This window comes from Chitinophaga pinensis (assembly GCF_007896845.1).
GTDB lineage: Bacteria > Bacteroidota > Bacteroidia > Chitinophagales > Chitinophagaceae > Chitinophaga > Chitinophaga pinensis_C.
Genome location: NZ_VOHS01000035.1, coordinates 16,048 through 40,854 on the forward strand (window position 1 = coordinate 16,048; position 24,807 = coordinate 40,854).

The window sequence follows — 24,807 nt, forward strand, 5'->3', positions numbered from 1 at the left end:
ACAGCATTCTTTTGAACCCGACCATATGGCGGCGGTCTCCGTGCTGGCATCTGAAAAAGCCAATAATAAGATCAGTCTTTCAAAGCTGATATGGCGCTCTTCACAATGGGCTTTAGGACATTCCGTTACGCTGATACTGTTCAGCTGCTTTGCTCTGTTATTGAAATCTGCCTTACCGCTGGACCTTTCCGGCTATGCGGAAATGATAGTTGGTCCGGTGATGATATGGCTGGGTATTTCTGCCATCCGTAGAAACCACCAACTCAAACAGATGATGGCCACGCACAAAACCTTCTCAGAACACGAACACATCAACAATGCGCTGCATATTCACGGTAAACAGGGACAGGAGATTGCCATGAACCCATTAAGCCGTTCTTTCTGGGTAGGGATGCTGCATGGACTTGCGGGTACAGGCGGCGCCTGCGCAGTAGCGCTGATCATGGCTTCCCGTGATACCACTACAGCCATCGGCATCATAGTACTGCAAAGTATCGGGATCGTAGCCGCTATGACCACCTATAGTTGTGTACTGGCATTCTCGGTATCCAGATTTATCGAGAGGAACCAGCTGGCATTTAAATCACTCAACGCAGTTGTAGGGCTGTTTTCTATTGGTGTCGGCTGCCTATGGATCTATAACAGTTTTGCATAAATAGCTACCACATGCAATCATTTCCTTTTACAGCGATATACGCACAGGACGATTTTAAACTGGCCCTCATACTCTGTATGATAGAACCGGGTCTGGGTGGAGTACTGGCACTTGGCGACAAAGGCACCGGTAAGACGACGACCGTCAGAGGACTCAGTCACCTGATGCAACGCAGTCTGCCCGACTTCCCTTTCGTGAATCTGCCGATAGGCGCTACAGAAGACAGGGTGCTCGGAACTGTCCAGCTGGATACCCTGATCAATGAAAAGAAGATCGCTATTCAGGCAGGTCTGCTGGCTATGGCCAACCACGGTATCCTGTATATTGATGAAGTCAATCTTTTGAATGACTACCTGATGGACATCCTGCTGGATGCTGCTGCCAGTGGCAGCTATCATCTGGAAAGAGATGCTGTGTCCCGTTGGTTTGAAAGTAAGTTTTGTCTGGTGGGTACAATGAACCCGGAAGAAGGCGAACTGCGTCCTCAACTACTGGACCGCTTCGGATTGAGTGTTACCGTACACACGCCCATGAACAGGACCGACCGGATGCAGATTGTCAATCGCAGGCTGCAATTCGATACCGACATACCAGCTTTTCTTGCCCAATATGAAACACAGGAGCAGGCGCTGGCAGAAAGGATTGTCGCCGCAAAGGAACAGGTAAAACAAGTAACATACGACGAAACCATACAGGTCACGATCGCAGACACCTGTATCGAACATAAGGTGGAAGGCCTGCGGGCTGACATCCTCTTGCTGAAAGCAGCAAGGGCATACGCCGCCTTCCATCAACGGAAGTCCGTCACTACAGAAGACGTACATAAAGTGATGCCCTTTGTACTCTCTCATCGTTCAAAAAACTATTCCTCATCGCAAAATCCTCAGCAGCAAAGAGAACAGCAGTCTCCCAGGGATGAAAAGGAGGGCGACTCGATAAGGATAAAAATGAACTGAGTAAACCGGATAGTCCGCTACAGGAATATCTGCTACAGGCAGCCGCAACGAACAACTATGTACAGCTGAAGGCGCCGCCTGTGAGTACCCGTAAAGGCACTACTGTACAAAAGGACAACAGTAAAACAAGCTTTTCAAAAAAGCCTTCTTTTGTTCATCCTGCAGAGAAATCGCAACACTGGCGACCCTCCGGCATTATCTGCTACACGACAAGGTAGAGATACAGTATAAGCGGGAACAGGCAAAAAGGGAACTATACGTTTGTTTTCTGCTGGATTCCAGTGGTTCAATGATGAAAGACAAACAAATTGCTTTTATCAAAGGACTCGTAGCAGCAACAATCGACCGGTATAAAACCCGGCGTATAAAATATGCAGCAGTAGCTCTGCACAATGGAACAGCCCAATTATTATCAGCTCCTACCCTGCACGCAGATGAATTGCTACAGGCTATCGGGACGCTAAAAACAGGCGGTAAGACCAATATGCAATCCGGCTTTGCCCTGCTACATCAACTGATGAAAACGAATACGCAGCAGAAAGCCAGTCTGTACATCTTTACTGATGGTAAGATCAATGCAGGAAATACAGACAGCCCATTTGAAGAAGCTGTCAGGTATTACAAACAGTTCCTGTCATCCTTCAAAGAGACGACCGTCGTGGATAATGAGCGGGGTTTTGTGAAATTGGGTAAGGCGGGGGTACTGGCAGAAGCGATAAATGCGAAGCTGGTAAAAGTGGAGACTAATTTTTAATTGTTAATTCTTAATTGCATTCGTGATACACTACATCTCCGGCGGACAACGTTCCGGCAAAAGCGCCTACGCTACTCAACAGGCACTGGATATGTCGGACAATCCGGTATATCTCGCGACTTCACGTATCTGGGATCAGGACCATCAGGCCCGTATCCAATTGCATAAGAACAGCCGTGACACCCGCTGGGACAATATTGAAGAAGAAAAGTATGTCAGCAGGTTACAGTTGGAAGGCAGGACAGTTGTGTTTGATTGTGTAACCTTATGGCTGACCAACTTCTTCGTGGATAACCATTACGAAATAGATGCGGCGTTGGAAGAAGCAAAACAGGAATTTGAGCTGTTCATACAACAGGATTTCAACCTGATCATCATTTCCAATGAGATAGGCATGGGCGTACATGCCAGTACCGACGCCAGCAGAAAGTTTGCCGATCTGCAGGGTTGGATGAACCAATATATTGCCCAGAAGGCAGATAAGGCGACCCTGATGGTATCCGGATTACCACTGACACTCAAATAACACAAGTAACCAGTTTAACAGATATGACTACATTCCATATTGCCCCCCTCAACGACGATATTACGGCGGCACTGCAACACAAGATCGATAACAAGACAAAACCGATCGGTTCATTAGGACAGCTGGAAAAACTGGCTTTACAGATAGGCCGGATACAGCATACACAAACGCCTTCTTTGAATAAACCCACCATCGTTGTTTTTGCCGGCGATCACGGAGTGGCACACGAGGGCGTGAGTCCTTTTCCACAAGAAGTAACCTATCAGATGGTTTTCAATTTCCTGCAGGGAGGAGCAGCCATCAATGTGTTTACAAAACAGAATGGTATTGCGATTAAGGTGGTGGATGCAGGTGTCAATTTTGACTTCAGTCAGCATCCCGGACTGGTACATGCCAAAGTAGCGATGGGTACGAAAAGCTTTCTCCATGAAGCAGCGATGACGCCTGCGCAATGTGAAACAGCGATTGAAAGAGGTGCTGCCATTGTGAAAGAGCTACACGAACAGGGCTGTAATGTGATCGGATTCGGGGAGATGGGTATAGCAAATACCTCGGCAGCCGCAGTCATTATGAGTCTGTTGTGTAATATTCCTCTGGAGCAATGTATCGGCCGAGGTACCGGACTGGATGACGAAGGACTGATCCGGAAAAAAGTGATCCTCGCAGAATCCATGATCCGTCATAACAAGATTGAAAAAACACCCCTTAGCGTACTCAGTACATTCGGTGGGTTTGAAATAGCAATGATGTGTGGCGCCATGTTACAGGCGGCGGCATCAGGTATGCTGATACTGGTGGATGGTTTTATTACCACATCGGCGTTACTGGTTGCTTCCAGAATAAATGAGCGTGTACTGGACTACAGTCTGTTCACGCATCAGTCAGATGAGCAGGGGCACAGCCTGATGCTGGCGCATCTGAAAGCCGTACCTTTACTGAGTCTGAGTATGCGACTGGGAGAAGGTACAGGTGCCGCCGTTGCCTACCCTGTTATACAGGCGGCTGTGAGCTTCCTGAACGAAATGGCCAGCTTTGAATCGGCCGGTGTGTCCAACAAAGCATAACTATGAAAAAAGAGGTCCGCATATTCCTGACTGCATTAATGTTCTTCACCCGTATACCGGTGCCTGCTCATATAGACCATAACACAGCTGATCTGAATAAGTCAAGCCGTTACTTTCCTATGGTAGGCATACTGGTAGGACTGATCGGGGCAGTTGTCTTTGCCGGCGCCAATGCGCTGTTCAAAGATATCTTTACCGCCGTTATACTTTCAGTAATAGCAACGCTGTTGACGACAGGCGCTTTTCATGAAGACGGACTGGCAGATGTAGCAGATGGCTTTGGTGGCGGCTGGACCAAACAGAGGATTCTGGAGATCATGAAAGATTCCCGTGTAGGGGCCTTTGGGGTAATCGCTATCATCATGATCTTGTTATTGAAGATCTGTCTGCTGGCTAAACTGGCATTGGTGATGATCAACACACAGCTTTTACCATTTTGTCTGTTGTATATAGCCGCACATACATTCAGTCGTACGATGCCGGTATACCTCCTACGCTTTATGGCTTATTCGCGCGAAGATGACAGCAGCTCCAAAAGCAAGCCGCTAGCAACGAAGATCAGCTGGCCGGGGTTCATACTGGCTAATATCACCGGACTTGTTCCTCTACTGCTACTGATCATCTGCTTCCATCATTCATGGTTGCTCCTGCTGGTCATTGTACCTTGCGCACTGCTGACGGCCTACCTGTCCCGTTATTTCAACAAGTGGATCAACGGATATACAGGCGATTGTCTCGGCGCCACCCAACAACTCAATGAAGTCATTTTTACATGGGCATATTGGCAATATGGAATTATATCTGATCAGACATATCAAACCCGATTATCCTGAAGGACAGACCTACGGACAGACCGACGTTCCGCTACCGGCGGACTATGCCCTCACGCATGCCGGCATCATTCAACAATTGCCAGATTATGATGTGTTGTATAGTAGTCCGCTGACCAGATGTAAACTGCTGGCTACCGCCATCCATCCCGATCATCTGACAGATGCACGGCTGATGGAATTGAACTTCGGCAACTGGGAAGGTAGGAAATGGGATGAGATAGATCGTAAGGAATTGGATCCATGGATGGAGAACTGTAATTATATCACTACAGCTCCACCTGAGGGAGAATCACTCATGACATTAGTGAATCGCTTTGCTGATTTTATCAATGAACTGAAGCAGACGCCTTACAAGCGTGCATTATTGATCACACATGCAGGTGTTATTCGCGCAGCGATGTATCTGTTTAATGATGTACCATTGAATCAGGTGATGATGCAGAAAGTCGAATATGGTGGAACGTATAGCTTCACCGTGTGAAGTAATTAAGAATTGTTAAGAAATCGCGTTTCTATCAGACAATCTGTCGTTATCATTAGTGCCAGTAATTGATCAGAATAAGTCTTAAAGAATTGCATTATACCCTCAACATACAATAATCATATGGAATTCCTGATTATTAACTTCTAATTCCTAATTGAATGAAGATATATACCAAGAAAGGCGACCGTGGCACCACTGCCCTATTCGGCGGCAGCCGCGTAGATAAAGACGATGTCCGCGTCAACTGTTACGGCACCTTAGACGAAGTGAATTCCACTATCGGATTGTTACGAGCCAAACTGGGGCCAGAGCATGAATGGCAACCGAAGCTGCATAAGATCCAGAAAGACATGATGGATATGATGTCACATCTGGCCAGACCGTCTGATTGTAAAAAGGAAAACCCGAATCCTAAACCGGAAGACGGTGCTGAGTTCTGCGAACAGTGGATTGACGAACTGGAAGCAGCCATGACGAGTAAATCAGACTATTTCCTCCTGCCCGGTGGTAATGAGATATCTGCATTGTGTCATGTGGTGCGAACACAGATGCGCAGAGGAGAAAGATTGCTGGTCACCCTGATGAAAGCGGATCATGTAGATGAATATATCTCTGCTTATATCAACAGGCTCTCAGACCTGTTCTTTATACTCGCACGTGCAGAAATGGATAAAGCGGGCGTGGCAGAAGAAAAATGGCAGCTGTTTCTTTACAAAAGAAAGAAACAGCCGGAATAAGTTATTCATGATCGACAAATAGTTGCTGCAGGCGTTCCAGCGTTTCTTGTCCGGGTTCTTTCCACATACCCCGCTGGATCGCTTCCAGCATACGCTCTGTCATATCTCTCAATGCCCACGGATTGACCTGCTCTATAAACTGGCGATTCTCTTCATTGAACAGGTATTCTTTTGTGATGCCCTCGTACATAAAGTCATCCACCAGATCAGTGGTTGCATCGTAGGCAAACAGGTAGTCCATTGTAGCTGCCATTTCAAAGGCGCCTTTATAGCCATGACGTTTTACACCCTCGATCCATTTCGGATTGATGACACGGGAACGGTATACTTTCAGCAGTTCCTCTTTGAGTGATTTTACCTTTGGATTCTCCGGACGCGCATGATCGCCAAAATAGATGGATGGCTGCTCCCCTTTCACGGATTGTACCGCATTGGCCATGCCTCCCTGAAACTGGTAATAGTCATCGGAATCAAGGATATCGTGCTCCCGGTTATCCTGATTGTGCATCACAATCTGGATATCTGACAGCCGCTTCTCAAATACTTCATGTGCGGACTCTCCGATACGATCAGCCCCATAGGCATAGCCACTCCAGTTGATATATACTTTCGCAAGATCTTCTTTTGATTGCCAGTTCTTTTCATCAATCACGGCCTGCAAACCTGCGCCATAAGCACCGGGTTTAGAGCCAAAGACCCTGAACAGCGCACGTTTATGCGCCTTCTCTTCATGCAGTCCTTTGGATTGCCATTCCTGTTTTTCTTTCAGGAAGCGTTTACGGATAGGATTCTGCTCAGCTGGTTCATCGAGCAATGCCATTTTCTCTACCGCAGCATTAAACAGGGAGATCACATCCGGAAATGCGTCACGGAAAAAACCGGAGATACGCAGCATTACATCCACACGTGGGCGTCTCAGCAGAATTAAAGGAATGATCTCAAAATCACTCACTCTTCTATTAGCAGTCTGCCATACTGGTTTGACCCCCATCAGTGCGAGTGCCTGCGCAATATCATCTCCTCCTGTACGCATGGTGGAAGTCCCCCATACGGATAGGCCGATACTTTCAGGATAGTCTCCATGCTCCTGCATATAACGGTCAATGATCAGGTTTGCGCTTTTTACACCGAGGTTATAAGCGGTCTGTGTAGGAATAGCACGTACATCGACGGAGTAGAAGTTTCTGCCGGTAGGCAGTACATCCAGTCTGCCACGCGTAGGCGCACCGGAGCTGCCGGATGGTACATACAATCCGTTCATACCCTGAAGAAGATTGAAAATCTCTTCCGTGGTGCTGCGCACTTTTGGAAAAGTATCTTCAGCGACGAATGTACAGAGCTCTTTTGTATGAGTGAAGGAGTTATCGATATCAATATTATTTTGAAGAGCTGTTATGATCTTTTTGGCCTGTACTTCCAGTACCTCGATCACGTCGCCATTGATCCGGCAGGAAGCAAACAGGTCATGTTGACCGGCTGTCACAAAAGCAGATTGATAGTCGCAATTCAGCGGATCGAATGACAAACTGAGATCTTTTGCGATCGCCTGTGTAATACCCAGTCTACCGGATACCGGTACCCGATGCAGTGCAACAAGCAGGTCCGTCAGCTGATCCCCTTCAGGCACTTTACCCAGAATATGCAGACCGTCTCTTATCTGTGCTTCTTTTAATTCACAGAGATAACCATCCAGTTTGACCAGCAGTTCGTCGATATCTTTCACAGAACCTTGTAAATCTGCTTCCAGATTCGCTTCCTTCACCAGCTGCTTTATCTGTGTTTTGATAACCGCGGTCCTTTTCGGGTCTACACTATATGCATCGTAGTATTCATCTATCAGGTGTTCCAGTTTGGTCAGTACGCCATAGCTTTCCGCTCTTGTCATCGGCGGAATCAGATGATCAATAATGATAGCGTGGTTCCTTCTTTTCGCTTGTGTGCCCTCACCGGGGTCATTGATGATAAAGGATAAAAATGTGGGATGGGATTTAACAGTACGGCAGGAAAACAGGTTTCTCTGCTTAAGGCGACACTCTTACCCGGCAGCCATTCGAGGTTACCATGTTTCCCCACGTGCACAACAGCATCGGCGGCGAAAACATGATTGACCCAGAAGTAATACGCGAGGTAGCCATATGTTGGCGGCAGATCCGGAGAGTGATAGATCGCTTTGATATCCTGATTATAACCACGGGCGGGTTGTATACTGACGAAGGTATTACCTAAAAGGAAGCCGGGGATGATGAACTCCTGCTGGTTGAAGTGCGGAGAATCTTCCGGACGGCCCCATTGATCATTGATCTTGTTTCTTAAAGCAGGCGCCAGTGCGTTATAATGCTGATAGAACTGTTCAAGAGAGAGACTTACCTGATAAGGCCTGTGCAGTGTGGTGTCTGTATCATTGGTAATATAGTGGGTGATCAGTGTGATCAGCTCACTACTATCGGCAGGAACAAAAGTACCTAATGTATAGTCCTGTGTCTTCATAGCCTGCAGGATCTCAATGATACTGGCAGGCGTATCCAGTCCCACTCCATTTGCCAGCCGGCTATCCTTATTGGGATAGTTCGGCATAATGAGTGCAATGCGTTTGTTCCTGTTTTCTTTGTAGCGGATATTTACCCAGCTATGGGCAAAGTCCACGACAAAAGCACAGCCTTCTTCATGGGTGGTGTACTTCAGAATATCAGAATCGGTCAGTTCATCGCGGCCAAGAGAAGACTTAAAAGAAACGGCAGTGGTGATGATACGTCCGTCTATTTCCGGCAGGGCAATATTCATTGCTACGTCTGTAGGCGTGAGGCCGAAAAGGTTTTCTTCCCAGACTTCTTTTGTACAGGAAGCGAAGATTGCCTGAATAACAGGCACGTTCATTTTACGGAAAATAAACTGTTCGTCGCTGGTATCCAGCAGGGACTTGATAGAAAAGCTGGTGGTATTGATGACTACATCGATGGTACAGTTCGTCTGATGTTGCAGCAGGTCAAACAGTTCATCACAGATGGACTGATCCCGCAGGTTGCTGACAAACGCTATGACAGGATTGATCTGCTTTTCTTTCAGACGATTTGCCAGATGGTATACCGGTTCGAGATTATCTGCCAGATAGTGCGTCTGATAAACGAGGATCACCGCATTACCTTTTTCCTGTGTAGATATGGTATGCGCTTGCCCTTCGGGAATAATGCCCTTTGCCATATCAAAAAGAAAGAGCTCAGGCAGGCGTTTAGGAGCGTCGAAGGCATATTCCCTGTTGAAGAAGGTATGGAAGATATAGCGGAGGCAGTGTATATGGTTCTGCTTACCTCCGGCACAAAGATATTTCCAGATGGTATCGGCAATATGTACATCGACGGTGGAACTGTTGAGCAGTTCCACGTCAGGTACATCATATCCCGGGAGGAAGAGAACGGGGATCTTTTTCAGTTCACAGGCAATGCTGACTGCTTCGAACAGGTACGGGTAATAGTTCCTGCCCCCCAGCAGCCGGCAAATCACCAGCTTTGCATTACTGATGACCTCCTCTACATATTTGTCAATAGTCAGTTCCTGTTTCAGGTATACCAGATTGGCAATACGCAGGGAAGGTAAAGGCTGTTCCTGACCTGCCGTCAGGTACAGTTTCCTGTAAGCATTGTTCAGCGAGTGTATTTCTGTGTCAGCGGCTGACAGGAAAACGATATCACCCGGTTGCTGTTGTATATGGAAGACCCCTTCGCCGTTAGGGTTCCATCCTCCCGGAATAGTTGGAATAAGATGCATGCAGGAATTAGCTGACTACAGTCAGTTTTTCATTGATAATAGTCGCGAGGTCTTTATCGTGTAATTCATCACCGATGATTACCAGACTGGTTTTACGGGTTTCACTGTCTTTCCATTTACGGTCGAAATAATGATCGAAACGGTTAGATACGCCCTGCAATACCATACGCATAGGTTTGCCCGGTACATCGATAAAACCTTTGATACGGTAGATCTCATATTCTTCGATCAGTTCCTTCAGGGCTTCAACCAGTGCTTCCGGTGTGTGTGGTGCAGTAATATCTACTACTACGGAGTCGATATCATCATCATGGTGATGGTCCAGACCGTTAGCGTGGTCTTCTTCATGGTGAGAGTGACGGCTGTCGAGGTCATTTTCTGCGGCAGCGTTTACGCCCAGCAGGATATCTGCAGAGAGTACACCGTTAGCGGCAGCAACCATCTTTACATCCGGACGCACTTTACCGGCGATGATGGCTTTTACTTCTTCATACTGTGCGTCTTCTACCAGATCCTTTTTGGTCATTACCACGAGGTCAGCACAAGAGAGCTGATCTTCAAAGAGCTCTTCGATAGGCGTCTCATGATCCAAAGAATCATCAGCGAGGCGCTGTGCCTGTACACGTTCTCTGTCACAGATCTCACCGGTTGCCTGTCCGACAACATCTACCACTGTTACCACCGCATCTACTGTGATCTGTGGTTTCAGCTCCGGCCAGTTAAATGCATGCAGTAAAGGCTTCGGTAATGCCAGACCTGATGTTTCAATGATAATATGATCGATAGTATCTTTACGTTCCATCAATTGCAACATAACAGGCAGGAATTCTTCCTGTACGGTACAGCAAAGACAGCCATTATTCAGCTCCAGTACATCATCTTCGTTGGAGCAGCAGGACTTCAGGATTTCTCCGTCAATACCCATTTCGCCGAATTCGTTGACAATAACCGCCAGTCTGCGGCCATTTGCATTTTGTATGAGGTTACGTATGAGGGTTGTCTTACCAGAACCGAGGAAACCAGTAATGATAGTAACCGGAATTTTTGAAGCCATAATTAGTATCGTTTAAAGAGCGTGCAAAATACATATTATTTAGCAGACATACTACGATCACACTCATTTACAGAAGACTTAAAATTGCACAGGTCCCGGCGTATCCGTAACAGTTATGACTTATAAGCACACATCACGCAAATGCATACATACAAGTCATTCAACATATGCTTCATTTTCTAACTGCGTTATCCGTATGCTAACAGCTTGTTCTGAATTTTGATTTTGGCAGCTAAGAAAAAAGTCTTTACCTTTCAAATGACCTCGAAAGGACCAAATTAATATAGGGAAGCAAACAAAATAACTATTACAAAATTTACAGAACAACGAATGTGATACCTCAATACCGCAGGTGAAAACTTCTATTTACTTATTCCACACCAACACACAATTACTTCAAAACACCACTGCTCATGCAACGTAATTTTGAACGTTACCTCGGCCCTGTGTTCGAAAGGGCTCAACTCAACAAAATCAGAACGGAAGCACTGAAATCGGTTAATTTCGACGGCATTCAGTCGATGGACTATTCTCAATTTGAAACCAGTGAAGTTCCTATTAAGATCCCGCCGGAATTCAACGGCAAAGATTATGTTACCTTTCTGCTTTGTATCGATGCAGAAATTGAACATGGTCTGATGCTGCAATACCTGTATGCGGCTTACAGTCTTGGTGGTCCGCAGATACCGGAAAAATACCGGCAGCAGATCAAAGAGGCACAGGAAGTGATCCTCGGCATCGCCAAAGAAGAAATGGGGCACTTCGTTTCCGTACAGAATGTGCTTAAACTGATCGGTGCGCCGCTACATTTTGAAAGACAGGATTATCCATGGGATACCCCCTTCTACCCTTTCCCTTTTAAACTGGAACCACTGACCCTTGGCTCACTGGCAAAGTACGTCTACGCAGAAGCGCCACAAAGCTGGCTGGATAAAAATGACGAGCTGGCACAGGAGATCAAGCAATGGGTATTTGCGGAAGTACCACATCCTAATACGGTGGGCGCTTTATTCGAAGTATTACTTAAACTGATCAACGATCCACAAGTCATCTCTGATGAAGCTTTCCAGGCGGAAACCTTTCCATTCCAGGCTAAATTCGATGAATGGGGTCGTGGTTATAAGAAAGGCGAGCGTGGTAATGCGGATGGCAGCGGTCCTGCGGGTTCTCCTGATGTGCTGGTGATGCCACTGGCCAGCAGAGATGATGCGTTTAAAGCACTCAGCGAAATTGCAGAACAGGGCGAGGCTACCATCGATGAAAATCCGGCTCCTTCACACTTTGAGCGCTTTCTGGATGTGTATGTTAAGTTGCGTCAGATCATGAATGACAACGCCTCTACCTTTACACTTTCAAGGAATGTGGCGATCAATCCGGAAATCCCTGCCGACAGCGGCGATTATCCAAGTGATGATCCTAACAGCTCTCCTTCAGAAGGTCAGATCTATCAACCCGATCCCCAGTATAACGAACTGGATCTTATCACCAATCCTGAAGCGCAGACATGGGGACACCTGTTTAACTTACGCTATCGCATGTTGCTGAACTTCCTTACGCATAGTTTCCTGCTGGACGATGGCTTTAATAATGTAGGCGCTATTTCACCACGTGGTATGATCATCAATTCCACTTTTGGTGAAATGTATAACCTGCGGGGTATCGCCAGTGTAATGGTACAGTTGCCACTCTCCACTGATCCGGGCGAAAAGAAGTTTGCCGGTCCGCCGTTCCTCGTGCCTTACACACTCACCCTTCCAATGGGAGAACACAACAGGTGGCGTACACATAAAGACCTCATTGAAGCTTCTCAACCACTGATCGCTAAACTGCTGCATCAGTCAGCTGATTATAATCATCGTTATCTCAATTCATTAAGAGAAGCCGATATGCGACTCCTGCAGGTAATAGATGAACTTACAGCAACCACTGTTTAACTAACCAGCAAAAAAATTGTCATGTCAATCTTAGCATTACGTATACTTCCTCCTATCGCTATAGGAAGACTGGGTGCGTCCCAGATACCCGTAGCCGCTTATGAACTGGTCAATCCGGCATACAAACCGCTCGATTTCAGATTGATTGTTCCGGCGCCTACCCTCACTATTGATCAGACCACCAATCAGATCAAAGATGACGACACTCCTCCACCGGTGATCATTTTCAAAGAGGGCGATTCTACCCAAAACACAGATGTAACAATACGCCCGGTTGCTCCATTCCTCGAATTATTTGCCATCACCAGTGACGATCCTGCAACGCTCGTCCCTGTGACGCAACAGCTACTGGAAAAGCATGGTTATAAGCTGGAAAATATCAGCTGGTCTGTGAATCTCGGTAACCTGAAAGTATTCCGCCGTACAGGTAATGTGGCTGATAAGATCATTGCGAAAATTGATAACATCACCGACAATGTGCCACATACCTTAGAAGGCCATTGTGACAATTTCATAAAAGACAAATGGCTCAATTTAGGCACCGCACAATATGTAAAACCTTCTGTAAAATATCCCGGACTGCGTTTCCGCTTTACACCGGGTCCAGGTAAAGTGTATGGTGCTTCAACCTCCCGTATTGAAGACGAAAACAAACCTGCTGTAGCCGATCCTATCATTAACAATGAAGATCTGGTATTGTATAAATCCGATGGTGGCTGGCTGGGATATGCAGAAGGTTCTGACTTCAATCCGACATATACTATGCCTGCACAGATCTTCGCAGGGTATGACAAAGACAATGGGGATCATGTCAGCTGGGGTTATCTTGACGATGAGTGTGACGGAGAAGTGACTGCCACCTTACAGGCTACCGGTACCACGATCAGTGCTACCGCACATATCGTGGCAGGCCCTCCTGCATACGCACCCGATATCCTGCCTATCCGTGCAGTATCAGATGAAATAGAACAGATCTTCAGCGGTATTGATCCTGATGCAGAAGTACCGATCGAAGAAGCGGAAGACATCGTACGTCGCGCCTTTGAATCCATCACACTGATGAACACTGCCGTGATGAACGGCAATCCTATCAATGGTCGTGAGAATGTAGCGAGTACGATGGTCAGACAGGATACCAATGATTTCGGCAGACTCTATGAGCCAATCATGGCGAGTTCTATTGTAGATAACCTTGCACTGCGTACACTGCATGAAAGGGTGTTTAACGGACTCAGTACCGGTGCTGCCGCCTGGTTTGCATCTGCCTTGCGTAAACCTGATCAGATCGGAGATCTCTCCAATGCTGAACGTAGTAAAATGCCGGGTATGATGCGTGGCGCCGATGGAAGAGGCCTTACGCTCACACATCGTATGATCAATACAGTTATTAAGGCCGCCTCGGATGCCATGTTTCAGACCGGTCAGGGTTCTCCGGGACAGCCTGCACCTCCGCAACCGGGTGATCCGATTGCAGCTGCAGATCTGCATGCACAATTGTTCTATCGTGGCGCAGGTAATCCTTATAGCGTACTGGCGAGAGCTGCGATATCCAACTGCTTCCCGGACTGGAGTTCGACTTCCGCAACCTCTGGCGTCATACTTTCGATGGACTCACCCTCAGCGAAAATGACAACTATGTACTGGAAGATAATAGCGGGCATAATCTGACCGGTCACAGACTGATCGGGATTAATGGTCAGCCGACAATGGTGCGCGGCGAAGGTCCTGTATTCCCCGGCGGACCGAACGTACATCTGAAAACGGAAGACAATCCGAATGGCGCTGCTTTTATGGAATGGTCCAATCTGATTGCCGGATTAAAACTGGGTCAGACCGCAGAGCTGCAATTTACCACAGACAAAGCGACTTTGCCGGTGCTTGTAACTGCAGAAGACCTGAAGACCACCACCTATCCGAAGCTGACGTTTAATGTAAACAGCTATCTGGCGAAAGATGCCGCTAATAATAAGACGGCAGCCCTGAACCCGGCGATTGTCAGTCCGGGTGAACTCACACACGGTCTCTGTGCACCATGGCAGAATGATTACAGGGAATGCGCCTGTTATTACTGGGCTGCCAGCAGACCAGACTATGTAAATGTACAACCGGGTGAGAACGGATTGAGTAAAGGAGATATGTGGCTGTCCAAACGACGGACAGGCACTTATATTCCTGACAACCGTACCGATTCCCGTCTCTACTCTTACGATGATCTGTTCCTCAACTGGCAGGGAGAACTGAACTTCATTATCGATGGAAAGGATGCACTGGCCAGTAACCCACTGGGATCACTCCCACAGGTTCCTTCGCAGGTTAATACAAATGGAAAATCATCAAAATCTTCCAGATCAGGCGATCAGGTACATTCCAATCCTTCACTAATCGACGAATAATGAATCCTGTAGCGACACATACAAGTACTAATTCACTGGCAACAATTGCCAGTGAATTAGCTTCCCGTATACAACAGCGTACACCACCACGTTCCCCGCAAATCCATCTTGTTCCGACGGCGGGTAATACACAACTGTTTGTTGCCAATGGCAGCAGGATGTATACCGTCTCTGATACGATCGCAGATCGTTTTCAACAATTGCTGGCAACAGGAGATGAAGCCGCTATTACAACAGAGCTGATCGCCCTCGGACTGGACACGCCTGTATTGATCAATGATACTCCTTTGGAAAGCCCTAAATTATATGCACTGTCACTGGCAATCGCGCAAAAATGTAATATGGGTTGCGCCTATTGTTATGCTGATCAGGGTGATTTCGGCGGACCAACAAAAAACATGTCACTTGATACGGCAAAACAGTCCGTAGATCTTCTGCTGAAAGACTGTACACCCGGTAGTAAAGTACAGGTAACTTTCCTCGGCGGTGAACCTTTGATCAACCGCAACGCCCTGAGAGAAGCAACCGCATATGCATTTGAACAGGGCCGTCAGAAAGGTATACAGGTCAATTTCTCACTTACTTCCAATGGTACCCTGCTGAGAGCTGATGATGCCGGTTTCTTTGAACAGTATGGCTTTGCGGTTACTATCAGTCTGGATGGTATCGGTGAGCAGCACGACCGGTTACGACCTATGAAAGGAGGTGCCGGCACCTATGCGAAGATCATCGAAAATATCCAACCCTTACTTGCGCTGCAGCGTAAAATGCAGGTCTCTGCCAGAGTTACCGTAACACCGCTGAATATGGACATTGCAAAGACCTTACAGGAGTTTGTTGACATGGGTTTTCATAGTGTCGGTTTCTCCCCTTTGTTGCGTTCCAGCAATGGTAAAGGCGAGATGTCTCCTGAAGACCTTCAACAAATGTTACAGGGTATGATTGAATGCGGACTATTATTGAACAACATGTTATCTCCGGCAAACGCTTTCCGTTCCTGAACATGGTCAATGCCCTGAAGGAAATTGCCAAAGGCACCCACCGCCCCTATCCATGTGGTGCCGGCGCCGGATATATGGGCGTCTCTGCTGACGGCGCATTATCTGCCTGCCATCGCTTTGTAAATGAACCCGCAGGCCATATGGGAGATCTGGTTAACGGAATAAATCCTACCTTACAGAACGGCTGGTTATCCTCCAGACATGTACATCAACAGGAGCCCTGTCATCAGTGCTGGGCAAGGTATCTTTGCGGTGGCGGCTGTCATCATGAAGTACTGGAAAAAGGACGTACTGCCTGCGATTATATCCGTGGCTGGCTGCATTATACCATGCAGGCACACGAACGGATCTCCAGACTGGTACCTGATTGGTACAGATAGTTATAACACCCCATATATGACCCCGGAACAAACATTTGACGTGCTTATTATCGGCGCCGGTCCTGCAGGTACCTGTGCCGCCTTACGCCTTCTTTCTCTCGGATATAACGTAGCATTGGCAGAAAGCGAATCCTTTCCCCGTCCGCAGATCGGCGAATCACTATCTCCGGGCGTCCGGAACATCTTTGACTATCTGCAGGCAGGTGATCTGCTCAATACAGACACTTATCTGCATCAACTGAATGCACAGGTGATCTGGGATACGCCTACCCCTCAGATCATCAGCACAGCGCAACGCGGATCAGGCGTAATGGCAGACAGAGCACAGCTGGATCAGGATCTGCTTCAACTGGCAATAAACCGGGGTCTGCAACTTTATCAACCTGCCCGTTTGAATCCTGTAAAAGAACAGCAGAGAAATGGACAGCGCATCTCAGAACGGACACGGGCATCATCAGTATCAGTTCCCGCTTTATACTGGATGCCCGCGGCCGTCGCGGTAATCATATGCAGGACAGGGTACTGACAGCGCCACAGACGATCGCTCTGTGGGCGGAGTTACCCGGACAATCCATGCCTGTGGATACACTGATCGAAGCAAGACCCGAAGCATGGATATGGGGTTCTCCTACACCGGGCGGACAATTCAGAACGATCATCTTTACAGATCCTGATACGATCAGACAGCAGCCGCTGACGAAGGTGTTCGACAGTTTATTATCCGGAACAAGCCTGTTTGCTGCGGTCGTGGGTATGCCCCGCTCCGACATACAGACCTGCAGCGTGTTTACTTACGCGCATGTTAACCCTTGGAAAGACAATTACCTCCGCCTCGGAGAAGCCGCCTTTTCACTTGACCCACTTTCTTCAACCGGCGTAGAAAAAGCCATGCGCTTTTCCCTGCAGGCGGTAATCGCGATCAATACTATTTTGAAGACCGGTCAGGCAGATATGGCACAGACCTTTTATGAAAACAAAATGATCGAATCCATTGCCAGTCACACCCATTGGACCAGCGGTTACTATGCGCAGGCCTGGCCCGGACAACAACATTCTTTCTGGCATAAACGGTCCCTGCCTTATATTGATCCTGCCGGACAACCGACCTCGTTCTATAACAGACTAAAAACAAGTTCATCCCTCCCCGGCTCCCGGTCCGCAAAGACGGATCAATGTACAGGAGGAATTACCCCGCTTATGGCATGAACCGGTACAGTTATCGCCTTCGCTCATATTTGAGGAGGTGCCCTGCGTGATCGATGATATCTTACAACTCCGCACAGCGATCCGTCATCCCAATCTCGACCGGGAAATTGCGTATGTGGAGGAGGTTGAACTTTCTCCTTTGCTTTTAAAGGCCAATAAAAGCACTACTTTTGGCGCCATTGTGGAAGAGTGGGCCCAACTACTGCCTTTTGAACAGGCGGTCCGTATTGCCTTCTTTTTATGGGATAAAGACATTCTTTGCGAAATATCATAGCAGAAAACGTCCGGAAGCGAACATTTCCTTTATCAAAAGCGAACAACGAGTAAGGCCAACCTATCCTCAACACATTGTTTATCAGATACTCTGGCGTAATGGCACCTGCTTTGCAGCGGGACGACATACCCGTATTTAAACCAATCGCATGTTCAGGAACTACGTTATTATCGCCTTCAGGAATCTGAAACGCAATTTCAATTATGCAGCGCTGAATGTTATAGGGCTGACCTTGAGTATTGCCGCCTGCCTGATCATTTTCCTCGTTACCAAAATGAATTGACATACGACCTGCATCACCACAAGGCTGAAAGAACCTATCGTGTCACATTACACGCACTGGATTATAATCCCAGCGTATCGCTGGCCGTCGCTCCCGCTATGCGGACCTCCTTTCCCGAACTGGAAACAGTGGCGCAATATCTTCCGCGTACAGACGCCTTTGTAAAAGTGGGTGAAACCCGCTACAAGGAAAAAGAGTTCGCTTACGGTGACCAATATATGCCGGAGGTCTTTGACTACGTATGGCTGAGAGGATCCGCTAAAACAGCGCTCTCTGAACCTAACACCGTTGTGCTGACGGAAAGTCTGGCCCGTAAATATTTCGGGACACAGGATCCTATGGGACAGGTACTGCGTCTGAATAACCATTTCGACCTGAAAGTAACAGGTGTCATTAAAGACCTTCCTTCCAATACCAGTCAGGTATTCCGGTTCCTGATATCTTTTGCCACTATTCAAAAGGAAATGGGCAGGGCAATGGAAGAGTTCTATGCCATCGCTGGCGGAGAAACCTTCATCGTTACGCCACCCGGTTTCGATATCAGCAAACTACAAAGCCGCATGAAGCCTTTTGTAAAAGACCATTGGGGCGCGGAAATTGCCGCCGGTGCCGAACTGCCATTACAACCCTTAAAGGATATTCATTTTGACCAACGATATATTCAGAGTACGACCGCTTCCCGCCAGACTTACATGGCGCTGATCGCCATCGCTGTATTTATTATCGTGACAGCCTGTATCAATTTCATTAATCTGGCTACTGCACAGGCTGTGAAACGTGCCAAAGAAACAGGGGTCAGAAAAGTATTGGGCGCCAATCGCGCTCAGCTGATCAGACAGTTTCTGGGTGAAACAGCTATATTGGTTTTCGCTACCATATTTGCAGGACTGATTGCCGCCTACCTTGCTTTGCCTCCGGTCGCAACTGCCATGGATGTAAACATCGGCATCCAGCAGTTAAATCAGCCGATAGTCTATCTCCTGCTGCTGGCATTGGGAGTGGTTATCGTGCTGCTGGCCGGTCTTTATCCTGCTTTTGTACAATCCTCTTTTCAGCCTGCATTAACTATGAAAGGAGCAGGCAAACAAAGTTCCGGCGGACTGAGTCTCCGTAAGTCCCTCGTATTTGTACAGTTTCTGGTATCACAGGTGCTGATCGTCGGTACATTGGTCGTGGCTAAACAGATGGACTTTTTTAAAAATCAGGACCTGGGATTTGATAAAGAGGCGGTTGTCACCATCCCTCTGATGAACAGAGAAACCCAACAGGTACTGGCACAACAACTTAAAGCGATCAGGGGGGTAAAAGAAATCAGTTTCTCTTCTGCAGCGCCCTCCTACAACAATAACTTTGCGCCATTCAGTTGCCCTGAAAAAGGTGTTTCCAAAGAAGATGTGACAGAGGTAAGGTTTATAGACGATCATTATCTGCAATTCTTCAATATCAAACTGCTTGCGGGCACCAATGTTTCCAGTCTGAAGGACAAGGATTCACTCAGACAGGTAGTTGTGAATGAGACCCTGATCCATAAACTGGGCATTAAAACACCGGAAGAGGCCATTGGTATGAACATTCAATTTGCGGGTGATAAAGTGACTATAAACGGTGTCGTTCAGGATTTCCAGAGTGAGTCCAAGCATAAGGAAAGAAGATCCTGTGTCCTGATCGGATTTCCGCGGGGCTTTAATGTGGTAAGTGCAAGACTGTATCCGAAAGGCATGCACGCTACACTGACACAAATAGAAAAAACATGGTCTGTCTTATATCCGGATGGGATGTTTGATTACGAATTCCTCGATGATCATATTGCCGCCTTATACAAGCAGGAACAGAAAGTATTTAACGCTTATCAGATCTTCTCTATACTGGCGATTATTATCGGTTGTCTGGGACTCTATGGGCTGGTTGCATTTGCAGCGGTACAGAGAAATAAGGAAGTAGGTATCAGAAAGATCCTCGGGGCGTCTGGTACCGATATTGTAACACTATTGGGTAAAGAGTTTATTATACTGATTGCCGTCGCCTTTCTGGTAGCCACACCATTCTCCTATTTCCTGATGCATAACTGGCTGGGAAACTTTGCTTATCACATCTCGTTGCAACCGGGTATATTCTTCATTGCGCTCAGCTGTTCTGTTGCGATTGCTGCATTGACAATCGCACATCAATCGCTCAAAGCAGCCGTTGCCAATCCGCTTAAAAGCATCAAAACGGAATAAATAAAAGGGGATGTATCAAAAATAAAAGAACGTCTTCAGAACAGCTTAAATGATCATCCGATTCCATCAGATACCCGAATAAAAAGGCTGCTCAAAAGTATTGAGCAGCCTCGATATAATGGGTCGCCCCAATATATGAGCGACCCATTAGTCAGGGTATTAATTAATAGTGTAATTAGTCTAAAGCCAGGGTAATTCGCATTAATTCTTCTCTGCCAATTCTTTGACTTTCTCCAATGCCTTCGGCCATGTGTTCACAAAATACTCCTTGTGGCTTTCTGCGATATCCATATCAACTACGAGTTCTGTATGACCATCTACATTCTTTAAAGTATAATTTTCATGTGCACCGGCCCATTGTTTTACTTCGGGACTGTCAAAATCTTCCTTGCCTTCCTTTACATAGCCAAGGTGCTCGATGGACATATACTCATTAGGAATGTTTTCTGCGATAGAGGAAACCATGCCACAATTCTCAGCATCCAGAAACAGTACCTTACTACCTTTTTTCCAGTCAGTTTTAGCCCATGATCCCGGTGCAAATACGGATGTCCATTCCCTGTAAGAAGCGTCGTCCCACAATACCTGCCACACCTTTTCGCGTGGACCATTGATCATGATCCTGAATTCCTGTTTTTCCATAATACGTGTTTTTAAGTGTTCTGAAACTTATGAATAATGGAAGCTTTGTTCGCTGTAACAAAGATGGAATTCTTTTAAATCCGGGAAGCGGTGTGCTTACGACATTCTTGCGGGGCAGAACGGCCAGCTATTTCGTCTGTACTACTTTCTGGATCGTACCGTCACTATTGTAAAACAGCTTATCAACGCAGATAGATCTTAACCAGTCATGATGTGACAACGCACTATTATGATAGAAAGCATACCATTGTCCTTTGTATTCTACAATAGACCCATGATTGGTGTAACTATCAGTCGGATCCATGTAGATGCCACGGTACGTCCACGGCCCCAGCGGACTATCACTGGTTGCATACCGCATCTGGTTGTGCTTGCCATCTTTGTCGTTATTATCTGAATAAGACAGGTAATACACGCCATCACGTTTGTGTACCCAGGTAGCCTCATGAAAATCCACCAGCCCTTCCATCGGCTGCATTGTGCCGTCTATTTCCAACATATTATCCATCAGCTTGCCGCCTTTGCAGACACCGCCTCCACCGTAGTAGAAATATGCCAGTCCGTCGTCATCAATAAACACACATGGGTCGATCATTGGCTCCAGATCAGGAAGAAAACCCTGTACCTTAAACCCTTCTGCCGGGCTGTTGCTGGTCGCCACACCTATTTTCCAGGTCTTATTCCATTCATCTCCACTGGGATGCGGAAAATAGAAATAATAGGTTCCTTTTCTGAATACGCAATCAGGCGCCCACATAAAACCACCCTCTTTTCTGCCCCAGGGTACCTGACTGGCACGCAGGATCTCGCCATGATCTTTCCAGTTAACCATATCATCCGTAGAAAAAACATGGTACTGGTCCATCAGATCGCATCCACGTGGTGGTGCAATGTCATGAGAAGCATACACGTATAATCTGCCATCTGACCATACATGCGCCGAAGGATCTGCAGTGTATATATCTGTGATAAACGGGTTCTTTTGTGCACTGGATGAAAGCGCCGACAATGCCAGACATGCGAAGGAGAAAGAACGGATGATCATCCCCTTCATCTGACTGATCTTCAATTGCTGCATACCTATTACTTTTGATTTACTGTTATGGAACTGTTATTGTTATAATTTGTGAATAGTTAAATTGCTTATAGCTATCATCCACACGCGCGCCGAGTCGGGCATAAAATGTTCTGCCGGATTTCAGATTAGGTACTCTGATCTCATACGTTTTGGCAGCAATTTCGCCTGACCAGCTGGCATTGATATCTACTTTATTCGGGTCAGTATACTGACTGATCGTAGCGCCACTACCTACATAGTCGCTGATGTTTACAAACGGTTTGATATCCAGTAAACGGGGTAATCCCGCTTCTTTCGGCGCCGACAGTTTACAGCGCATGATTAACGTGGTACCCTGTAGCTCGTGTTCAAACTGTGTGATACGAAGATACGGCGTCAGTGTAAAATCCTGCGTTGTGGTTCCATTGATGTCAATTTCTATTCCTTCTACCGGCCAGAAAGCACCGTTTGCCGGTGTCACTCTGTAATGACCACTGAACAGTTTTGTATCTTCAAAGGTACCGTCACTTTTTGACGGTATGAATTGTGGTGTGGGTGTTGCACTCCAGCTCAGCTCTTCCAGTTTCACCTGTACACCACCTGTTTCTGTCAGAAAATTCTCTTTGGAATCATTGTCCAGCAACCTGCCTTTAAATGCGGCATTGGGACCCTCATAATTGTCTTCCTTCGAGCAGGAAGACATTAACGTGGCGGACAGTAAGATAAATAATCCTGCTATAATCTTGCGCATGGTACTCAGTTTTTAATTAATGGTTAGGATTGTTGGGGAACAAATTGGGATTCTTACCCAGTTCTCCACCGGGAATCGGCTCGTAATAGAACTTCTTTTCAAAGTTGTAAGAACGCTGGAATGGCTCCATTTCACGCAGGAAAATGTACTTCTTCTCATCTGCCACATAATAGGGCATCAGTGCATGATATTTGGTATTATCCAGCATTCTGTCAGCGATACGCCATCTTCTCAGGTCCCACCAGTATTGTTTTTCAAACGCCAGTTCTTTACAACGCTCATTCCTGACAGTATCTATACCAGGATCTGCCGTTAGCTGCGGTGCGCCGGCTCTGTCTCTCAGATCATTTATCACCGTCCTCGCATCAGCTGCGTTATTGAGTTCTACCGCTGCTTCTGCCCTGTTCAGGAGGACTTCCGCGTAGCGCATATCAATCCAGCTTTGTGTACTCATATACAATCCGCAGGCTGACTGTGCACGGTTGTAGTCGATATATTTCCTTACATAGAAACCGGTACGGGTCAGGTTATCATCATCTGTACTGATACCGGTAAAACCAATAATGCGCATGCCATCATACAGGGTTTCCGTTTTACCTGCGAGATGTCTGAACTGGCGGTTGGGTGGATTCTGTCCCACTTCATCTGCAGCAGTACCCTGAAAACGCTCATATATCCCCCTCTGCATATCGAATTGTTTGCCTCTCAGCGAAGCACCCGGGAAATAAACGGTTGCCAGCAATCTTGGTTCTACTCCCTGCATCAGCTGCGCCGTATTATCAAAACGACGGGGCGTACCATCTGCATTTACTACCGGTAGCTGTCCGTTAAAACGCTCTATCAGTTCGAGTGTAGGATATGCACGGGAAAGACCATCCGCCGTCATAAAACGGCAGGTCATAGTAGCGTCCCAGCTATGAGCAGTATTGCTGGTCAGGGAATAATCCCGTACAAGAATATTCTCAGTGCTTTCCTTGTCAAGAAAGAGGTCTACATAGTTCTGTTCTTTATCGGTCTTTTTGCGATAAAGGCTGTAATGTCCTTCCAGCAGCTTCGCAGCATCCCATGCCCGCTGAAAGAATCCCTGTGCTGCAGACAAAGGAATACCTACATACCCCAGCGTCCTCGCTTCTCCCTCGACAAAGTTGGCTGCTCCATACTTTGCGATCGTACCCGCATATAACATGGCCCTTGATTTCAGTGCAGCCGCTACATAACGGTTCGCACGACCTCGCTGACTGGTCTCCGGCATCTTCTTATACGCACTGTCCAGATCATCTGCAACAAAGTTCCAGACATCCACTTCCTTATCACGGTGTACCTGCAACTCTTCCAGACTCTGCTCAGGATAATGCTGTACTTTTCTGATGATGGGAATGCCACCGTATCTTTTCACCAAAGCAAAATAGAAGTAGGCACGGCAGAAATACGCTTCCCCTAACCATGCGTCTATTTGTTCTTTGAAAAACCGGTGCCATACACCGGCAGATTCTCTATGAAATAATTCACGGTACGGATATCACCGTAAGGCCAATAACCGAATCCGCCTGCACCATCATAAGTGCTGCCATATGGACCTACCATTTCACCACAAAGTGCGCCGGGATGATAGAACTGTTCCCATCCACGGTTAAATCCGGAATTCGCCTGCTGATAGAAAAAATCTTCAATAGGCAGCGCTTTGTAAATCGTTGCCATATAAGCGGCCACACCGGCTTCCGTGCCAAAAACGTCCTTATCCTGAATCACATTCAGGGGTTCTACGTTCAGGTCATGACAGGCAGGTTGTATCAGGAGGGTAAATATTGTGATGATGCTTAAATATATCTTGCTCTTCATGTG

The 24,807-nt window shown here is 47.0% G+C and carries 24 protein-coding genes and 1 pseudogene; 18 read left to right on the forward strand and 7 right to left on the reverse strand.

From position 1 onward, the window contains the following. Positions 1–25 precede the first annotated feature (25 nt). The 8 genes from FEF09_RS23485 (at position 26) to FEF09_RS23520 (ending at position 6,009) form a co-directional block, all read left to right on the forward strand. Complete coding sequence (locus FEF09_RS23485; RefSeq protein ID WP_261387703.1) at positions 26–655, forward strand: hypothetical protein; 630 nt, start codon at positions 26–28, stop codon at positions 653–655. 11 nt (positions 656–666) lie between these two features. Next, a complete protein-coding gene (locus FEF09_RS23490; protein WP_146307367.1) occupies positions 667–1,611 on the forward strand; it encodes an ATP-binding protein in 945 nt (314 codons plus the stop codon). A 178-nt stretch (positions 1,612–1,789) separates the two neighbouring features. Then, entirely contained in the window at positions 1,790–2,365 is a 576-nt protein-coding gene (locus FEF09_RS23495) for a vWA domain-containing protein (RefSeq protein WP_261387708.1), read from the forward strand. 22 nt (positions 2,366–2,387) lie between these two features. After that, positions 2,388–2,891 (forward strand): bifunctional adenosylcobinamide kinase/adenosylcobinamide-phosphate guanylyltransferase, encoded by a 504-nt coding sequence (locus FEF09_RS23500; protein ID WP_146307369.1) that lies wholly within the window; start codon positions 2,388–2,390, stop codon positions 2,889–2,891. 23 nt (positions 2,892–2,914) lie between these two features. Next, positions 2,915–3,955, forward strand: a complete 1,041-nt coding sequence (cobT, locus tag FEF09_RS23505; protein ID WP_146307370.1) for a nicotinate-nucleotide--dimethylbenzimidazole phosphoribosyltransferase — start codon at positions 2,915–2,917, stop codon at positions 3,953–3,955. A gap of 2 nt (positions 3,956–3,957) precedes the next feature. Further along, a complete protein-coding gene (locus FEF09_RS23510) occupies positions 3,958–4,788 on the forward strand; it encodes an adenosylcobinamide-GDP ribazoletransferase (RefSeq protein ID WP_146307371.1) in 831 nt (276 codons plus the stop codon). Next, positions 4,745–5,269: a histidine phosphatase family protein gene (locus FEF09_RS23515; protein WP_186774485.1), complete on the forward strand. Its 525-nt coding sequence runs from the start codon at positions 4,745–4,747 to the stop codon at positions 5,267–5,269. The genes FEF09_RS23510 and FEF09_RS23515 overlap by 44 nt, the downstream gene beginning before the upstream one ends. 161 nt (positions 5,270–5,430) lie before the next feature. Continuing rightward, positions 5,431–6,009 (forward strand): cob(I)yrinic acid a,c-diamide adenosyltransferase, encoded by a 579-nt coding sequence (locus FEF09_RS23520; protein ID WP_089805707.1) that lies wholly within the window; start codon positions 5,431–5,433, stop codon positions 6,007–6,009. 1 nt (position 6,010) lies between these two features. Here FEF09_RS23520 and cobN read toward each other — a convergent pair. Further along, positions 6,011–9,771 (reverse strand): annotated as a pseudogene (gene cobN / locus FEF09_RS34960) (cobaltochelatase subunit CobN). Positions 9,772–9,778: 7 nt separating this feature from the next. Continuing rightward, positions 9,779–10,825: a cobalamin biosynthesis protein CobW gene (cobW, locus tag FEF09_RS23530; protein WP_146307373.1), complete on the reverse strand. Its 1,047-nt coding sequence runs from the start codon at positions 10,823–10,825 to the stop codon at positions 9,779–9,781. 413 nt (positions 10,826–11,238) lie between these two features. On the opposite strand from cobW, the gene FEF09_RS23535 reads away from it, so the two are divergent. From FEF09_RS23535 to FEF09_RS23565, 10 genes are all read left to right on the forward strand, one after another. Further along, positions 11,239–12,759 (forward strand): ferritin-like domain-containing protein, encoded by a 1,521-nt coding sequence (locus FEF09_RS23535; RefSeq protein WP_146307374.1) that lies wholly within the window; start codon positions 11,239–11,241, stop codon positions 12,757–12,759. 21 nt (positions 12,760–12,780) lie between these two features. Further along, positions 12,781–14,427: a hypothetical protein gene (locus FEF09_RS23540; RefSeq protein WP_222597088.1), complete on the forward strand. Its 1,647-nt coding sequence runs from the start codon at positions 12,781–12,783 to the stop codon at positions 14,425–14,427. 38 nt (positions 14,428–14,465) lie between these two features. Continuing rightward, entirely contained in the window at positions 14,466–15,152 is a 687-nt protein-coding gene (locus FEF09_RS31760) for a hypothetical protein (RefSeq protein ID WP_222597089.1), read from the forward strand. Beyond that, positions 15,152–16,153 carry a radical SAM protein gene (locus FEF09_RS23545; RefSeq protein ID WP_222597090.1) on the forward strand — a complete coding sequence of 334 codons (1,002 nt, stop codon included), beginning with the start codon at positions 15,152–15,154 and terminating at the stop codon, positions 16,151–16,153. Before FEF09_RS31760 ends, FEF09_RS23545 begins: the two co-directional genes overlap by 1 nt. After that, positions 16,099–16,533, forward strand: coding sequence for an SPASM domain-containing protein (locus FEF09_RS31765; RefSeq protein WP_222597091.1), 435 nt, complete (start codon positions 16,099–16,101; stop codon positions 16,531–16,533). Before FEF09_RS23545 ends, FEF09_RS31765 begins: the two co-directional genes overlap by 55 nt. Positions 16,534–16,549: 16 nt before the next feature. Next, the gene (locus tag FEF09_RS23550; RefSeq protein WP_186774486.1) at positions 16,550–17,059 is read left to right on the forward strand and encodes an NAD(P)/FAD-dependent oxidoreductase; all 510 of its coding nucleotides are present in this window, start codon (positions 16,550–16,552) and stop codon (positions 17,057–17,059) included. After that, a complete protein-coding gene (locus FEF09_RS23555) occupies positions 17,041–17,739 on the forward strand; it encodes an NAD(P)/FAD-dependent oxidoreductase (protein WP_146307376.1) in 699 nt (232 codons plus the stop codon). Before FEF09_RS23550 ends, FEF09_RS23555 begins: the two co-directional genes overlap by 19 nt. A 46-nt stretch (positions 17,740–17,785) precedes the next feature. Then, entirely contained in the window at positions 17,786–18,013 is a 228-nt protein-coding gene (locus FEF09_RS23560; RefSeq protein WP_146307377.1) for a hypothetical protein, read from the forward strand. 148 nt (positions 18,014–18,161) lie between these two features. Then, positions 18,162–18,296 carry a hypothetical protein gene (locus FEF09_RS33545; RefSeq protein ID WP_261387705.1) on the forward strand — a complete coding sequence of 45 codons (135 nt, stop codon included), beginning with the start codon at positions 18,162–18,164 and terminating at the stop codon, positions 18,294–18,296. Next, complete coding sequence (locus tag FEF09_RS23565; RefSeq protein WP_261387706.1) at positions 18,293–20,515, forward strand: FtsX-like permease family protein; 2,223 nt, start codon at positions 18,293–18,295, stop codon at positions 20,513–20,515. The genes FEF09_RS33545 and FEF09_RS23565 overlap by 4 nt, the downstream gene beginning before the upstream one ends. 201 nt (positions 20,516–20,716) lie before the next feature. Here the strand turns inward: FEF09_RS23565 and FEF09_RS23570 are convergent, their stop codons facing one another. The 5 genes from FEF09_RS23570 to FEF09_RS33550 form a co-directional block, all read right to left on the reverse strand. Further along, the gene (locus FEF09_RS23570; protein WP_146307378.1) at positions 20,717–21,157 is read right to left on the reverse strand and encodes an SRPBCC domain-containing protein; all 441 of its coding nucleotides are present in this window, start codon (positions 21,155–21,157) and stop codon (positions 20,717–20,719) included. Positions 21,158–21,284: 127 nt separating this feature from the next. Continuing rightward, entirely contained in the window at positions 21,285–22,235 is a 951-nt protein-coding gene (locus tag FEF09_RS23575; RefSeq protein WP_146307379.1) for a family 43 glycosylhydrolase, read from the reverse strand. A gap of 22 nt (positions 22,236–22,257) precedes the next feature. Continuing rightward, complete coding sequence (locus FEF09_RS23580) at positions 22,258–22,965, reverse strand: DUF3823 domain-containing protein (RefSeq protein WP_146307380.1); 708 nt, start codon at positions 22,963–22,965, stop codon at positions 22,258–22,260. Positions 22,966–22,981: 16 nt separating this feature from the next. After that, positions 22,982–24,418, reverse strand: a complete 1,437-nt coding sequence (locus FEF09_RS23585; protein WP_261387710.1) for a RagB/SusD family nutrient uptake outer membrane protein — start codon at positions 24,416–24,418, stop codon at positions 22,982–22,984. Then, positions 24,415–24,804: a hypothetical protein gene (locus FEF09_RS33550; protein WP_261387707.1), complete on the reverse strand. Its 390-nt coding sequence runs from the start codon at positions 24,802–24,804 to the stop codon at positions 24,415–24,417. The genes FEF09_RS23585 and FEF09_RS33550 overlap by 4 nt, the downstream gene beginning before the upstream one ends. Positions 24,805–24,807: the final 3 nt, after the last annotated feature.

What these genes read in the sequence shown, in the direction of transcription:
- FEF09_RS23535 (WP_146307374.1), top strand. Translation starts at nt 11,239, where the DNA reads ATGCAACGTAATTTTGAACGTTACCTCGGCCCTGTGTTCGAAAGGGCT.
- FEF09_RS23515 (WP_186774485.1), top strand. Translation starts at nt 4,745, where the DNA reads ATGGAATTATATCTGATCAGACATATCAAACCCGATTATCCTGAAGGA.
- cobW (WP_146307373.1), bottom strand. Translation starts at nt 10,825, where the DNA reads ATGGCTTCAAAAATTCCGGTTACTATCATTACTGGTTTCCTCGGTTCT.
- FEF09_RS23540 (WP_222597088.1), top strand. Translation starts at nt 12,781, where the DNA reads ATGTCAATCTTAGCATTACGTATACTTCCTCCTATCGCTATAGGAAGA.
- FEF09_RS23570 (WP_146307378.1), bottom strand. Translation starts at nt 21,157, where the DNA reads ATGGAAAAACAGGAATTCAGGATCATGATCAATGGTCCACGCGAAAAG.
- FEF09_RS23550 (WP_186774486.1), top strand. Translation starts at nt 16,550, where the DNA reads ATGACCCCGGAACAAACATTTGACGTGCTTATTATCGGCGCCGGTCCT.
- FEF09_RS23555 (WP_146307376.1), top strand. Translation starts at nt 17,041, where the DNA reads ATGCAGGACAGGGTACTGACAGCGCCACAGACGATCGCTCTGTGGGCG.
- FEF09_RS23580 (WP_146307380.1), bottom strand. Translation starts at nt 22,965, where the DNA reads ATGCGCAAGATTATAGCAGGATTATTTATCTTACTGTCCGCCACGTTA.
- FEF09_RS31765 (WP_222597091.1), top strand. Translation starts at nt 16,099, where the DNA reads ATGCGGACTATTATTGAACAACATGTTATCTCCGGCAAACGCTTTCCG.
- FEF09_RS33545 (WP_261387705.1), top strand. Translation starts at nt 18,162, where the DNA reads ATGTTCAGGAACTACGTTATTATCGCCTTCAGGAATCTGAAACGCAAT.
- FEF09_RS23520 (WP_089805707.1), top strand. Translation starts at nt 5,431, where the DNA reads ATGAAGATATATACCAAGAAAGGCGACCGTGGCACCACTGCCCTATTC.
- FEF09_RS23485 (WP_261387703.1), top strand. Translation starts at nt 26, where the DNA reads ATGGCGGCGGTCTCCGTGCTGGCATCTGAAAAAGCCAATAATAAGATC.
- FEF09_RS33550 (WP_261387707.1), bottom strand. Translation starts at nt 24,804, where the DNA reads ATGAAGAGCAAGATATATTTAAGCATCATCACAATATTTACCCTCCTG.
- FEF09_RS23575 (WP_146307379.1), bottom strand. Translation starts at nt 22,235, where the DNA reads ATGCAGCAATTGAAGATCAGTCAGATGAAGGGGATGATCATCCGTTCT.
- cobT (WP_146307370.1), top strand. Translation starts at nt 2,915, where the DNA reads ATGACTACATTCCATATTGCCCCCCTCAACGACGATATTACGGCGGCA.
- FEF09_RS31760 (WP_222597089.1), top strand. Translation starts at nt 14,466, where the DNA reads ATGGTGCGCGGCGAAGGTCCTGTATTCCCCGGCGGACCGAACGTACAT.
- FEF09_RS23490 (WP_146307367.1), top strand. Translation starts at nt 667, where the DNA reads ATGCAATCATTTCCTTTTACAGCGATATACGCACAGGACGATTTTAAA.
- FEF09_RS23510 (WP_146307371.1), top strand. Translation starts at nt 3,958, where the DNA reads ATGAAAAAAGAGGTCCGCATATTCCTGACTGCATTAATGTTCTTCACC.
- FEF09_RS23545 (WP_222597090.1), top strand. Translation starts at nt 15,152, where the DNA reads ATGAATCCTGTAGCGACACATACAAGTACTAATTCACTGGCAACAATT.